The following is a 14,855-nucleotide window of genomic DNA, read 5'->3' as shown; positions in this document are numbered from 1 at the left end:
GAGGAAGAATGATGAAGACGGTTGTAGCTGTCTATACCGGCCAGGGTTTGGCCGACCCGCTAAAAGCGGTGTTTAAGGAATTGCTCCCAGATTGCAGGCTTGTGAATATTATTGATGATAGCTTGATTGGCGATGTGGTGCAAGCAGGGCATGTTCCACCCGGAGTGGCACGAAGGTTAATCCAGTATTTTCATCATGGTGAAGAAATAGGAGCTGATGTGATCTTGAATACTTGCTCCTCCGTAGGCGAAGTGGTTGATGATGCGCGCCGACTCATAGGTGTGCCCATTGTGAAAATTGATGAATCCATGGCAGCAGCGGCTGTTAGCTATGAACGCATTGCGGTGCTAGCGACGCTGCCATCGACACTTACACCTACGATGCGGCTCGTACAGAAGCAAGCAGAGGCAGCAGGCCGACAGGTAACGCTCGTTAATGGACTTGCTGAAGGCGCATTTGATGCGCTTGTTGGCGGTAAACCTGAGGAACATGATCGTATTTTGTTGGAGACGGCGAAGCGGATTGCAGATGCGGCTGACGTGCTTGTACTAGCACAGGGTTCGATGGCACGCATGGAACAGAAACTCAAAGAAATAACCGGTAAGCCGGTGCTTTCTTCTCCTCGAATGGGCATAGAAGCGGTTAAAGCTTTGTTGGAAAAAGCGTAACAGTAGCAAGCATAGGGGGAGAGGCAGGATGAATCAAGAACGTGTTAGAGCTACCTATCTGGTAGAAACGCCATATTCTTTAGAACGTGCAGCGGCTACGATTGCTGGGGAGCAATCAACGGGCACCTTTACATCCGTCCCAGGGGAAACGGATGAATTAAAAGCGAAGTTCGGTGCAATCGTCGAACATATTGAACAGCTTGCAGAAGTAGATACACCTTCCTTACCGGGAGCGAAACCGCCTGTTGGACATGATGGCAAGTACCGTCAAGGACGCGTAACAGCCTCATTTCCGCTGCATAATTTTGGTCATTCGATTCCTAACTTGCTATCTGCTGTAGCTGGAAATCTGTATGAACTCCAGGAACTCTCGGGACTGCGTCTTTTGGATCTGGATCTGCCTGAATCATTTACGACCCGTTATCCTGGACCGAAGTTTGGCATTGCAGGCACAAGAAAGCTGACAGGGGTGTATGATCGACCCATTCTAGGCACAATTATTAAGCCCAGTATTGGGTTATCTACGGAAGAATTGTCAGAGCTCGTAAAGAAGCTTGCTCTAGCAGGGATGGATTTTATCAAAGATGACGAGTTGAATGCGAATCCTCCGTGTGCTCCCTTGGAGCAAAAGGTGAAAGCTGTTATGGAAGCCGTCGAACGAGCTGCTGACGCAACCGGAAAGAAGCTGATGTATGCTTTTAACATTACTGGCGACATTGACGAGCTTCGCCGCAATCATGATCTCGTCGTGAAATCAGGCGGCACATGCGTTATGGTCAGCGTATTGAGTGTAGGATTGAGCGGCCTTGCTTACTTGAACCAGTACAGTGAAGTTCCGATTCATGGTCATCGCAATCAATGGGGAATGCTGACAAGGAGTCCCTTGCTCGGTATAGAATTTACTGCCTATCAGAAGTTATGCCGTCTAGCAGGTGCCGATCATCTTCATGTCAATGGCTTTAACAGTAAATTCTATGAAAGCAACGAATCCGTATTGCGTTCTATTCAAGCTTGCACATCGCCGTTATTAGGCGGGTATCATTCGATGCCTGTCATTTCGTCTATGCAGTGGGCGGGTACAGCTCCTGTCACCTATGAAGCTACACGTTCCGTTGATGTGATGCACTTGGCTGGTGGCGGCATGTTGGCGCATCCAGATGGTCCATCAGCAGGCTTTGAGAGCATGAAGCTCGGCTGGGAGGCCGCTGTGCAAGGGATTTCTCTTGACACGTATGCTAAGCAGCATCCACCGCTTCAACGTGCGATAGAAAAATACGGGAGAGGTTGAAACGCCTATGAACGGGATGAAGCTAGTGGATAATCAGGATCAGGATCAAGAACAAGATCAAGATCAAGATCAGGATCAGGATCAAGAACAAGATCAAGATCAAGATCAGGATCAAGAACAAGAACAAGAACAAGAACAAGAACAAGAACAAGATCAAGATCAGATCAAGCGATTGTTATGTTACTATGGTGACGATTTTACCGGATCAACTGATGTACTCGAAGCTTTGTTCCAGGCAGGGGTGAAAACGATCTTGTTTCTGGAGCCACCTTCGCCGGAAATGCTGCAGGAGCAGTTTCGAGACATGGATTGTTATGGGGTGGCGGGTGTGGGACGGTCTTTATCACCTGAGGAGATGGAGAGGGAATTACGCCCTCTATTTACAACGATGAAGATGACCGGAGCGGTTGTTGTGCATTATAAGATATGCTCAACATTTGATTCTTCACCTGATATCGGAAGTATCGGAAAAGCGATGGAGATCGGCAGGGATGTATTCGGTAGCCGTTATGTACCTTTATTAGTGGGGGTGCCCTATTTACGAAGGTATACACTCTTTGGTAACCATTTTGCGGCAGCAGGAGAGCGCATACATAGGCTCGACCGCCATCCTACGATGTCGCAGCATCCCGTGACTCCGATGGTAGAAGCGGATATACGGAAGCATTTGCAATGGCAAACGAAAATGCAAACTTCACTGTTTGATATTTTAGCGCTAGAAGGACCCGATGGAGAGGTGCATGGGAAATTAGAGCAATTAATTGAAAACGAACAGCCCGATGTCGTGTTATTCGATGTTCTGGATGAGCCTCGATTAGAAAAATCAGGCCGTTTGATCTGGCAGGAAGCGAATGATGGCGAGGGATTGTTTGTAGTCGGCTCATCAGGTGTTGAATATGCGCTCAATGCTTGCTGGAAAGCAGATGGTATCTTACCACCCGCAGAGCAGGATGTAGTTACGATTGAATCTGTCGATCGTCTTTTAGTGGTGTCGGGCAGCTGCTCACCAGTTACAGAGAAACAAATTCAGCGTGCTTTGGAGGCAGGATTCACCGGAATTCGGGTTCCGATGAATGAATTGATCCAACCGGAGCTGGCTCAGGAAGCGCAGTTGCGATTGCAGCAAGAGGCGCGATCGGTGCTGGAGAGCGGTCGAAGTGTGGTGCTGTATACGGCTACGGGACCTCAGGACCAGACGATCGCTCTCATCCGTGAAACACTTGTTGCACAAGGGCTTAAGGCCGAAGACAGCGGGCGTCTGCTGGGCAAGGCGCTTGGTATGCTGACCAGAGAACTAGTGGTAGAGACAGGTCTGTCTCGCATTCTTATCGCTGGCGGGGATACATCAGGTTATATAACACGTGAGTTGGGTATCTATGCACTAGCCTGTAAAGCGGCGCTTGAGCCTGGTGGACCTTTATGCTGTGCATATTCGAAAGAGCTGCAGTTTGACGGTCTGGAGCTTGTGCTGAAAGGCGGACAAGTCGGCAGTGAGAATTTTTTCGAAAAGGTAAGAGTTGGCACGACATTGTAAAAATTGCGATGCGGTATGACGTTCGGGTGGCGAAGGTCGTGGAATTGCATAAATACTTGGGAGGTATTCATGAATAAAATTTGGTTTCAGCAGCCAGCTGCCGAATGGAACGAAGCGCTGCCGATTGGGAATGGCAGGCTGGGGGGCATGATTTTTGGCAAGGTTGCCAAGGAAAAAATTCAGCTGAACGAGGATTCGGTTTGGTACGGGGGACCGAAGGAACGCGACAATCCGGATGCCCTGCAGCATCTTCCGCAAATCCGTCAATGGATCGCGGAAGGGCAAATCCGCAAAGCGGAGCAGCTTGCGGTAATGGCACTTTCTGGCGTCCCGGAGGGGCAGCGCCACTATATGCCGCTCGCCGATTTGACGCTAGCGTTTGCTGATCACGAAGATGAGGTCGAAGATTATGTGCGGGAGCTTGACTTAAGTACTGGCACCGCATCCTTATCTTACCGGATGGGCGGTGTTCGTTATACCCGCGAGATGCTTTCAAGTCACGTCGATCAGGTGTTGGCGGTACGGCTGGAGGCTGAAAGGCCTGGCGCCTTATCGTTGACAGCGCGTCTGATGCGGGGAGAGAAAAATAAGTATGCGGAACAAATAGGCAGGCTGTCCGATCACAGTATTGCGATCCGTGGTAATTGCGGCGGCGGTGGTTCTGAATTTTGTACCGTATTGTTTGCGGAGACTCAAGGAGGCGCCGTCAACGTTATCGGTGAACATTTGATCGTGGATCGAGCCGACAGTTTGACACTCTATGTAGCGGCAGCCACCTCATTCCGTTACGAAGATCCGGAGGCAGAATGCGTCAGACGGGTAGAGGAAGCGGTATCGAAAACGTACTCGCGGTTGAAGGACGATCATCAGGAAGACTTCGGACGTCTGTTTGACCGTGTTTCCTTTAAGCTGGAACCCCCTTCGGAAGAAGCTAAGGATTTACCGACAGATAAGAGGCTGGAGCGGGTTCGCGAGGGCGGCGAAGATTCAGGTATCATTTCGCTCTATTTTCAATATGGCCGGTATTTGCTCATATCCAGCAGCCGTCCAGGCTCCTTGCCTGCCAACTTGCAGGGTATTTGGAATGATAAAATTGAGCCGCCGTGGGACAGCAAATATACGATCAATATTAATGCTCAGATGAATTATTGGCCTGCCGAAACATGTAATTTGTCGGAGTGCCACGAGCCGCTATTCGACCTGATCGAGCGAATGCGCGAGCGCGGACGGAAGACCGCACAAATCATGTACGGCTGCCGAGGATTCGTTGCGCATCACAATACGGATATTTGGGGCGATACTTCTCCGCAGGACATATATATTCCGGCAACGTACTGGCCGATGGGTGCTGCATGGCTTTGTTTGCACCTATGGGAGCATTTCGAATTTGGCGGCGACCGCGAATTTTTGCTGCGAGCATATGAAACGATGAAAGAATCGGCATTGTTCTTTCTTGACTATTTAATAGAAACTCCGGACGGCAGGCTGGTGACCTGCCCATCCGTATCGCCGGAAAATACGTACGTGCTGCCGAACGGGGAAAGAGGCTGCCTCACCATGGGACCGGCGATGGATAATCAAATCTTACATGCTTTGTTCTCAGAATGTATTCGGGCAAGCGAATTGTTGGAAGCGGACGAAGGGCTGCGGGAAGAGTGGATTCATGTCCGTGGTCGGCTTCCGGAGCCGCAGATCGGCCGTTACGGCCAACTTCAGGAGTGGCTCGAGGATTACGAGGAGAAGAAGGCCGGACACCGGCATATTTCCCATCTGTTCGGACTTCATCCCGGCAGTCAAATTAACGTTCGGAAAACACCGGCATTGGCCGAGGCAGCGCGCAAAACGTTGGAGCGCAGACTTGCACACGGAGGCGGGCATACCGGTTGGAGCCGGGCATGGATCATCAATTTCTGGGCTCGTCTAGAAGACGGAGAGGCCGCTTATGAGAACGTCATGGCTCTGCTAAGCAAATCGACGCTTCCGAACCTGCTTGATAACCACCCACCGTTTCAAATCGATGGCAACTTCGGGGGAACTGCGGGCATCGCCGAAATGCTGCTGCAAAGCCATGCCGGAGAACTTCACTTGCTGCCGGCGCTGCCAATGGCATGGTCGGACGGAGAAGTGAAAGGACTGAGGGCACGCGGGGGCTTTGAGGTGGATATCAAATGGAGGAGCGGAAAACTCGAAACGGCTGAGGTGCGATCGCAGCTCGGTGGTATTTGCCGTGTTCGAACGAGTGTCGAAGTTCGTATAGTTGGAGCTGAACTCTTGAAAGATTATTCGCAATTGGATCAAGTGGTAGGGTTTAAGACGGTCCCCGGAATGGCTTATGTCATCGAGTCGGTCTAAATCGTAATCCTATGTTAAAGAGTTGTCCACCGTGTAGTCCATACATCGGTCGGAAGCTCTTTTTTTTGTTGAAGGTTCCCAAAAGTAATATAACGGTTGAAATTGCCCATTTGAAGCGAAATTGACACGAACCATTGTACTTTTGAGACTGTTGATCAATATAAGACTCAAAAAGGTTTTTAAATATGTCAATTCAATTGATTTTCAGTGAGATTTAAAGAATATGAGTCCCTTTGTAAGGTTGTTTTACATCGTTACAGACGCTAGGGGAAGCGGAAGCGCGTCTGTAACGATGTTTTCAATCTTACAGACGAGAAAAGAGCGGACCTGTGAAATGTTATATTTCACTATTAAAACAGTACTGTCCCGAAGATACGCGAAGGACGGCATACCCGGCTTCATAACCGATGATCTCGACGCAGTGTGCTTTCTCAATCCTAGATCCGCTTTCTGTAATCGCATCCATAGATAATGCTGGGACGTATACATATCCCGAGCAGTTTGCAGGAATTACCACATTAAACACCAATTGCGTTTGATTACTGCGTTTCCATTCGACACAAACACATCCGACAGGCAGCCAGTGCTCAGCCTTGACTTCTTCCAATCCTGGGGGTAATGCCGGTTTAATCGTCACCTTATAACTTTCAAAGTCAGGGTCATATCGATAATCGATTCCAGCCAAGCCGGCGTATAACCATTCCTCCAAGTGACCGAGCATAAAATGGTTTTGCGATTTGCCAACGGTCGGACCGTCCCATGCTTCTGTCAACGTCGTCGCACCGTGCGCGATTTGATATCCGTAGCTCGGATGATCGGTTTGTCGAGTCATTTCGTAGATGATGTCCGAACGGCCATTCAGGGCGAGTGCAAGCAGCACATAACGATGCCCGACATCGCCCGCTGTCGTATGATAACCATGCAGACGAATGTCTTCGACTATTCGGGATAGTACGGTTTCCTTATTCGGCTCATCGACGAGCCCCAATACAAGCGGCATGGCGTTCGAGGTTTGACTCCCTGTCGCATAACTGGATGTTTCCCGTTCAAAAAATGCGTCATTAAATGCCGATTTGATCTTCTCCCGCAGGGCTGCGTAGTTGACGGCGTCCTGACTGTTGTTTAACAAGCTTGCGATTTGTGCGAAAATATCTACGATATGGTAAAACATCGCGGTTTCAGTATGAGAGACTGGCGTGTTTTGTACGAACCCGGGTCCTTTTTCCCCGACATCATACCAATCACCAAGCCCTTGACTGACGATTAAATGATCGGAGCTTTCAGTTACGTAGTCGATGTACGCTTTCATACCCTCATAATGCTCGGCCAAAACCCGAGTGTTGCCGTACATACGAAATAGGTTCCATCCTGTCAACACATACGCACCGCCCCATGAAACAGAATCGCGGAAGCAGCGCCACTTATCTGAAAACACGACGTATTCGGGTGCCGTCGTCGGCACCATCCCGCTGGGCAGTTGGGCATCTCTGATGTCTTCCATCGTTTTCGTTAACAAGGGTTCAATCTGATAATTGAATGCTACGGCGGGGCCCATCAGATGGACTTGTTCCAACCATCCGAGCTTTTCTCGATGGGGACAATCCGTAAACAGGCTTTTCATGTTGCTGAGAATCGCTTGATTAATAATCTTGTGCGTCTGGTTCAGCATAGTATCCGAGCTTTCGAACCTTCCTAAAAATTTCGTATCTGGGTAGATCATCTGTCCTTCAATGGCGACAAGAACGGGGCAATCCGTAGGGGACACGGACGAATCTGCGGGAATAGCGCCTTCGATTTGTACATAACGAAAACCGTAATAGCTGAACCGAGGCGACCAGATTTCTTCTCCGTTTCCTTTCAGGATATAGGAAAATCTGTAGGGGGAACCGGTCCATTTTTGATTGGCCGTACCATCATCCTTCAATAGTTCTGCTGGGGATAGGGTGATCTTGGAACCTTCCTGACCAACAACGGATATTTCAACCCATCCTGAAAAGTTTTGCCCGAAATCGGCGACGTACACGCCTGGTGTAGGTTGCGATATGCTCACTGGTTTGTAGGTTTGCATGATTTTCAAAGGAGAAAGCGCTTGTGATTTCAGCTTTCCAACAGGCGGGGCAACTTCGGCAGCGTATCCCCAGGCTTCGCGTTCCGTGAAACCGGGCAAATCCCAACCCGCTTGCACACGGCGTGCGTCAAAGTCCTCGCCTCCATATATGCATGAAAAGGTGATCGGTCCCGCAGAAGTTTCCCAGTCCTGATTACTGACAATCGTGACGGTCGTTCCATCGGTATGCGTGATTTCGAGCTGGATCATACATCTCGGGGTACCAAAAGAGTGTTTGAATTTGCTGTAACGGCCGCCCGTCACGTTGAAAAACCCATTCCCCAGCATAACGCCCACCGCGTTAGCGCCTTTTTTCACTTCGTCCGTCACATCGTAAACACAGTAGAGACAAGTTTTGTCAAAGTTAGTCCATCCGGGCGTAAGCACATGGTCGCTGACCTTGTTTCCGTTTAACCGAAGCTCGTATTGTCCCAAACCGCATATGTAAGCTCTTGCACTTTCCACAGATTTATCTAGGTTGAATTCATATCGGAACAAAGGAAGCGAAGCACGTTCCTGCGGCTCTCCGTCAGGTTCACCAATCCAGCGGGCTGCCCAATCGCTTTCTTTTAAAAGTCCCATTTCCCACCACGATACCGGACTTTCTGTCATCTGATCGGTTTGATCCCAAAACTGAAGCCTCCAATAATAGCGAGTACGGGACTGTAGCGGAGGGCCTTCATATAGAACATGTACGTTTTTCCTGCTGGCCATTTTCCCGCTATCCCATACGAAGCGCTGCACACATTCCTCTTCAGTTGACACCACGATCCGGTAGGCTGTTTGCATTTGCGAGCGAACGAGACCAGATTTGAAGCTCCAGCCGAAAGCAGGGCGTGTGACATCGACCCCAATAGGGCATATTTTGCTTTCAACAAACATTTCATCCAGTTGCATCGGTTTGAGTCTCCTTTTAACCATCCTCTAATTGAAATTCATTGACGAAAGACATCTTGCGAGGCGGCCACGCTGATCGTTCGGAACTCTTTACCGTAATTTTTTGTCGGATCGCCATCCTTATAGGGTCTGCAGGAGCAATAGAAGTGATAAAGCACGCCATTATGAGTAATGACGGAAGGCTTATGGGCAAAAATGGAATCGATGGTTCCCTCTTCTCCAACCTGAATGATCGGATCGGGATATTTGTCCCAATGTAAAAGATCCTGCGAAAGCGCAATCCCTTCTTGTGCTTGCTTGTAATTATAGCCAAAGAAATACATAACCCATTGGTCTTTATCCTGTAAAACACAAGGGTCGCTGACAAAACCAGAGTCCCATCTTTCCGGAGAGACATGTAATATGGGGTTTTGCTCGTATCTCTGCCACTCAATCAGGTCAGTGGAGAGAGCAACGCCTGTCTGTTCGATCCATTTCCCCTTATTCGTGTTTTTGGCATTATAAAACAAATAGAAAGTATCGTCATGTTCAATTAGGCATTCCTTGTATAAACCGCCTTTTTCCCAATCCGCACCTGCCTCCGGGGTTAGAATCGGATCAGAGTATCTGTGCCACTCCAGCAACTGTTCATCTTCCGTCCATGCGATTCCGATTTTTGCCGAACCTTCTTCGTACCCGAACTCCGGATAGGCGTGATAGAGCAGCCAGTATTTGTTGTTCCATTTCTTAAGTATTGGAGGAGCATCGATCTGATTTTCCTTCAAGATCCATGTTCCTGCTATATTTTTCGAATCCCAGCCTGAACCTTCATCTCGTCGTAAAATCACTCTTAGGTGATCCCAGTGTAACAGGTCTTTGCTTGTGGCCAAGGCTGTTTGATAACCCGTACCGTCAAACCCTACATACATCATGTAAAACTTATCGTTATGCTGAAAGACAAAGGGGCAATCAACAGCACGTTCATCAAAATGACCAGGGATGCCGGATCCGACAAGCACCGGTTTACCCAATTTATATGGTGTTACATAGGGCCCAATATTCATCGTTTTCACACTCCTCAACTGTTGTTAGAACTTGTGATAGATGTAACTTTTTTTAAGATTACTATTATACTTCTTCCTATTGAGGGGGGGATTGAATCCGATATATAGGGCGATTGCATCTTCAACCTACAGCTGCATTGACATCGCCTGTAAGCGGGCGTAGGATGGGGGGGAATTATGGAAGTTTCGTTCGGAAGGGGGACTACAGTGAAAGCCGATTATGTATCCAATCCGTACATGTTTCAGACAGCTGGCAGCATTGTCGCTGGACGTAATACCATCGCCCAACTGATTCCGCGAATCAAGTTGCTCGGCGAATTTCGGCATGCGGTGATCGTTACACAGCCTTCTATAGTAGCGCTGGGGATTATCGAGCAAATCGGCGTCGAGCTCAAGCGAGCGGGTATATCCAGCCGTTGTATAACGGAGGTGAAACCGGAACCGACGGTAGACAATATACGCGAAGTATTCGCTAATATATCCGCAGAACCTGTGGATTTGTTAATAGGTATTGGTGGAGGAAGCGTTCTCGATGCTACGAAAATATTTTCCGTTTTGCTGACGAATCCAACGGACGTGCAGAGTTTGATCGGCACCGATCTCGTTTCGCAACCGGGTATCCCGACAGTTCTAGTGCCGACGACTTCGGGAACCGGTTCCGAAGTGACGCCCAATGCGATTGTAACCGTTCCCGAAGAACAGTTAAAGGTCGGTGTGATTAGCAGGCACTTGCTGCCTAAACTGGTCATTATCGATCCTGTTTTGACGCTAAGCCTGCCGCAACCGATTACGGCAGCAACAGGAATGGATGCTTTTACACATGCCTTGGAATCGTATATATCCAATAAGGCCAACCCGATAAGCGACATGTTTGCTTTGGAATCCATACGCTTGATTGCAGACAGTCTGGTTCATGCCTATCATAATGGCTCGGATCTCGGACCGAGGGAGAAAATGCTGCTCGGGTCGATGTACGGCGGAATGGCATTGAGTGCGGCAGGCACAGCAGCTGTACATGCGCTTGCTTATCCGCTCGGGGGCAAGTTCAACATTTCGCACGGAGTCGCCAATTCAATGCTGCTGCCGCATGTCATGGCCTATAATATGGATGCCATATCTGGGCGGCTTGGAAATGTAGCCCATGCTATGGGACTGCAGGTGGAGAAAGGGGGAGGGAAGGACCCATCTGAACGGGTGATCGAGCAGATTTTTGAGTGGACATCAGAGATGCATATCCCGCAAAATTTGCGTGAATTCGGCATTGCGGAACGGGATGTGGAAGATCTGGCGATCGCTGCATCAAAGGTCACCAGGCTTTTAAATAATAATCCAAAGCCGATGGACTTGGAATCGATTAAGTCTGTTTACCGGAAACTCTTTCCATGACATTTGGGGAAGTTAAGCAGCTTGTAAATGAGAAAAACGGATGAGCGGATGAGCCATCGTTCAGTAAATAAGAGCTTCTAGGGACTTCTAATTCTTTGACATAAGATTGATTCCTAAAAATAGCAGTCTCCAAAGACCTCTATCTGTTTGAATTTCACCGAAATGAAGAAAAGTCTTAAGAATAAGAGCCTCTACGGGCTCCTATTTCCACTATATGCGATAAAAATGGCAGAATAACAGCTTCTAAAGACTCTTATTCGCAAGTATGCCCCTCACCAGATAAGCAAAAGCAAAACTCTAAGGAGGAAACCGCAATTGAAAATTGCCGTCATAGCCGATGACATTACGGGAGCGGGGGATACAGGTGTACAGTTTGCCAAATGCGGGCTGCAAGTATCCGTGCTTCTGCAATTGATGTCCGAGACGGGAGCGGTGTCTGAGAGGGATGTACTCGTACTGGAGACCGATAGCCGTTCCCTAGATGCTGAATCGGCATACCAAAGAGCTGCGGAGGCATCGAGGTGCGCTCAAACTTTTGGAGCGGATGTTGTGTTTAAAAAAATCGATTCCACTATGCGAGGTAATCTCGGTTCCGAAATTGATGCCGTTTATGACACATTTCGTCCCGATTTCGTCATCATCGCCCCTGCCTATCCCGAAACAGGGCGTCTGGTTCGGGAAGGCAGATTGTATGTGCATGGTAAACCGCTGCATGAAACCGAGTTCGCAAACGATCCGAAAACGCCGGTCACCGAATCGTACATCCCCGACTTGCTGCATCGGCAGACAAAGCAGCCTATTGAAGTCATCCCATCCGCAATATTAGCGGGTGGAAGTAGCGCGTTGGAGCTGGTTATGCAAAGCTGCATGTCTCGTGGAATCAGCTACTTACTCGTCGATTCGGCCGATGATGACGACCTGCGTCGTATCGTTTCCTTAGTCGGGGAGACAACTTACTCGGCCATTTGGGTCGGTTCAGCCGGCTTGGCGCGACAACTGGCTGTTCAACATTCGTCTTTAACACAGCCCTCGCCACAGGAATGTCGCAAAACGGACGGACCCATACTTATCGTGATTGGCAGCGTCAGTCCTCGGTCGCGTCGCCAATTGGATGTCCTTCTCAGTAATCCGGAAGTACGGGGCATCCAGTTGGAGGCTTACCGGCTCGTATCGGGCAAAACCGAAAGGGAGCAGGAATTGGCGAAAGCGGAGGAAGAAGCAGCGCTGACCTTAAGCGCAAACCTTCATACGGTGTTATATTCGTCAGGTGACCGGGAAGCTATACGACTCGCTCAGGATGCTGGCGTAAGAAACGGCATGGATGCGCAAGATGTCAGCAACGCGGTATCGCAAGCTTTGGGGGAATCGGTGTCCCGTGTACTGAGACGAGTTGGGGTTGGAGGGATCGTCATGACGGGAGGAGATACTGCAAAACATATTTGCTCAGCTCTCCATGCGATCGAATTCCATGTGCTTGACGAGGTGGAAAGCGGCGTGCCGATTGGACTGCTCATGATGGACGAACCGCTTCCAGCGGTCACTAAAGCGGGGGGATTTGGATCGGATCAAGTGCTGCTGCGAGCGTTGGAATCATTGAATGGAGGAATCGGGAGGATATGAAACCAATAATTGGAATCACAATGGGCGATGCATCAGGCATCGGGCCAGAAATAATCGTGAAAGCGCTACATCATGCTGCAGTTTACGAAATCTGTCGTCCGTTCGTGATCGGCGACCCCGTTATGTTGAAACGGGCTCTTCAGATCGTAGGAGGATCGGCTTCCATACATACAGTGTCAGGACCGCAAGAGGGGCGTTACGAATACGGCAGCATTGATTGCATGGATGTACGTCTACTCCCACCGAATCTTCCGTTCGGTAAAGTATCTGCCGAGGCTGGACACGCCGCTTACAAGTTCGTTGAGAAAGCGGTGGAGCTGGCGTTGGCCCGGCAAATCGACGCCATATGTACCGCCCCGTTAAACAAGGAGGCTTTGCACAAAGGCGGTCACCTCTATCCGGGTCATACGGAAATATTGGCCGGATTGACGCGTACCGAAGACTATTCCATGATGCTCACTGCTCCGAAGCTAAAGGTCATACATCTGACCACACACGTCGGATTGATTCAGGCGATCGAGATGATCGATCCGGAGCGGACATACAAGGTGATTAAGCTGGCGCATGAAACGTTACGTAGGGCTGGAAATGATAGACCGCGTATCGCCGTTTGCGGGATTAATCCTCATGCAGGGGAGAATGGCTTGTTTGGGAACGGAGAGGAAGAACAGAAATTGATTCCCGGCATCATGCAGGCAGCGGAAGAAGGTGTGGACGTTACCGGTCCTTATCCTGCGGATACCCTATTTTATCGGGCTGTTCGCGGGGACTTTGACATTGTAGTGGCTTGTTATCATGATCAAGGACATGTTCCGATCAAAGTGCTCGGCATTGAAGCCGGTGTCAATATCACGATCGGGTTGAACGGAGGCATCATCCGCACTTCAGTCGATCATGGAACGGCCTTTGACATTGCCGGTACAGGTAAAGCGGATGAACGAAGTATGTTGGCAGCGATCCGCTCTGCGGTAGAGCTTGCGCCCAAACGGATTGACAACCTTTCACAAAACATATAACCGATTCATTCTACCATCCGTTCTAAACAAGGAGAGATACGATGTTAAAGCCCGCCGGCATTATTCCCGCTATGATTACCCCTTTTGACGAAACTCAAAACATCAACGAGTCCGCATTACGACTATTAGTCCGTAGGTTTATCGATGCAAACGTTCACGGTCTATTTTGCCTAGGTACCAATGGGGAGTTCTTTTCTTTGACTATCGAAGAAAAGCTGCGAGTTGCCGAGATCGCCATAGAAGAAGCGCAAGGAAGGCTTCCGGTTTATGTGGGAGCAGGGTGCATCGGAACAAAGGAAACCGCCCAGTTGGCAGCACGCCTGGAACAAATGGGAGCCGATGCGTTATCCATTATTACTCCTTATTTTTTGACGTTTACACAGCAGGAGCTGATCGGACATTTCCGTACGGTTGCAGAAGCGACGGCACTGCCTATTATTTTGTATAACATTCCGGCGAGGACCGGAAACGCGATTTTACCTCGGACGGTCATGGAGTTAAGTAAAGTGCCTAACATTGTTGGAATAAAAGACAGCAGTGGAAGCTTCGATAACATTTTGCAAGTTCTAGAGCTGTGCGAACCGGATTTTGCCGTATTGGCAGGGACGGACTCGGTCATATTGCCGACACTGATGGCTGGCGGACATGGAGCCATTGCAGCTACAGCCAATGTATTCCCGAAGGTCGTCAGCTCCATTTACGATTTATGGATGCAGGGTAAACCGGAAGAAGCCGAATTATCGCAGCGAAAGCTGCGCGCTTTGCGCAGTGCATTCTCGCTTGGCACCCTGCCATCTGTTCTGAAGGAAGTGATGAACATGATTGGTTTGCCTGCGGGAGAACCGCGACTGCCGGTTCAATCTCTCACTCCATCAGCTAAAGAGGAGCTGAGAATTGTGATGGATCGATATATGGGCGAAGGGGTCATAAAATGATCAGGAAGA

The 14,855-nt window shown here is 49.3% G+C and carries 10 protein-coding genes; 8 read left to right on the top strand and 2 right to left on the bottom strand.

What is annotated here, in order from left to right; genetic code table 11:
* Window positions 1-11 precede the first annotated feature (11 nt).
* The 4 genes from AC58U0_RS05370 to AC58U0_RS05355 all read left to right on the top strand — a co-directional run bounded on the left by AC58U0_RS05370 (window position 12) and on the right by AC58U0_RS05355 (window position 5,842).
* Entirely contained in the window at window positions 12-668 is a 657-nt protein-coding gene (locus AC58U0_RS05370) for an aspartate/glutamate racemase family protein (RefSeq protein ID WP_497377989.1), read from the top strand.
* A 28-nt stretch (window positions 669-696) separates the two neighbouring features.
* Complete coding sequence (locus AC58U0_RS05365) at window positions 697-1,956, top strand: ribulose-bisphosphate carboxylase large subunit family protein (RefSeq protein ID WP_497377988.1); 1,260 nt, start codon at window positions 697-699, stop codon at window positions 1,954-1,956.
* A 7-nt stretch (window positions 1,957-1,963) separates the two neighbouring features.
* Window positions 1,964-3,490: a four-carbon acid sugar kinase family protein gene (locus AC58U0_RS05360; RefSeq protein WP_497377987.1), complete on the top strand. Its 1,527-nt coding sequence runs from the start codon at window positions 1,964-1,966 to the stop codon at window positions 3,488-3,490.
* Window positions 3,491-3,559: 69 nt separating this feature from the next.
* Complete coding sequence (locus AC58U0_RS05355) at window positions 3,560-5,842, top strand: glycoside hydrolase family 95 protein (RefSeq protein WP_497377986.1); 2,283 nt, start codon at window positions 3,560-3,562, stop codon at window positions 5,840-5,842.
* A 337-nt stretch (window positions 5,843-6,179) separates the two neighbouring features.
* On the opposite strand, the gene AC58U0_RS05350 is transcribed toward AC58U0_RS05355, so the two are convergent.
* Together AC58U0_RS05350 and AC58U0_RS05345 are read right to left on the bottom strand one after the other, a co-directional pair.
* Window positions 6,180-8,846 carry an alpha-L-rhamnosidase gene (locus AC58U0_RS05350; protein WP_497377985.1) on the bottom strand — a complete coding sequence of 889 codons (2,667 nt, stop codon included), beginning with the start codon at window positions 8,844-8,846 and terminating at the stop codon, window positions 6,180-6,182.
* A 38-nt stretch (window positions 8,847-8,884) separates the two neighbouring features.
* Window positions 8,885-9,889: a glycoside hydrolase family protein gene (locus AC58U0_RS05345; protein WP_497377984.1), complete on the bottom strand. Its 1,005-nt coding sequence runs from the start codon at window positions 9,887-9,889 to the stop codon at window positions 8,885-8,887.
* 237 nt (window positions 9,890-10,126) lie between these two features.
* Here AC58U0_RS05345 and AC58U0_RS05340 point away from each other — a divergent pair, with 237 nt between their 5' ends.
* From AC58U0_RS05340 to dapA, 4 genes are all read left to right on the top strand, one after another.
* On the top strand, window positions 10,127-11,275 hold the full coding sequence (locus AC58U0_RS05340) for an iron-containing alcohol dehydrogenase (RefSeq protein WP_497378254.1): 1,149 nt from the start codon (window positions 10,127-10,129) through the stop codon (window positions 11,273-11,275).
* Window positions 11,276-11,590: 315 nt separating this feature from the next.
* On the top strand, window positions 11,591-12,895 hold the full coding sequence (locus tag AC58U0_RS05335) for a four-carbon acid sugar kinase family protein (RefSeq protein ID WP_497377983.1): 1,305 nt from the start codon (window positions 11,591-11,593) through the stop codon (window positions 12,893-12,895).
* Window positions 12,892-13,911, top strand: a complete 1,020-nt coding sequence (gene pdxA, locus AC58U0_RS05330) for a 4-hydroxythreonine-4-phosphate dehydrogenase PdxA (protein WP_497377982.1) — start codon at window positions 12,892-12,894, stop codon at window positions 13,909-13,911. The genes AC58U0_RS05335 and pdxA overlap by 4 nt, the downstream gene beginning before the upstream one ends.
* A gap of 41 nt (window positions 13,912-13,952) precedes the next feature.
* The gene (dapA, locus tag AC58U0_RS05325) at window positions 13,953-14,846 is read left to right on the top strand and encodes a 4-hydroxy-tetrahydrodipicolinate synthase (protein ID WP_497377981.1); all 894 of its coding nucleotides are present in this window, start codon (window positions 13,953-13,955) and stop codon (window positions 14,844-14,846) included.
* The last annotated feature ends 9 nt before the right edge of the window (window positions 14,847-14,855 follow it).

Source organism: Paenibacillus sp. J31P190, from assembly GCF_059692075.1.
Note: the sequence above shows the minus strand (reverse complement) of the source record. Positions and strands in the feature narration are given on the sequence as shown.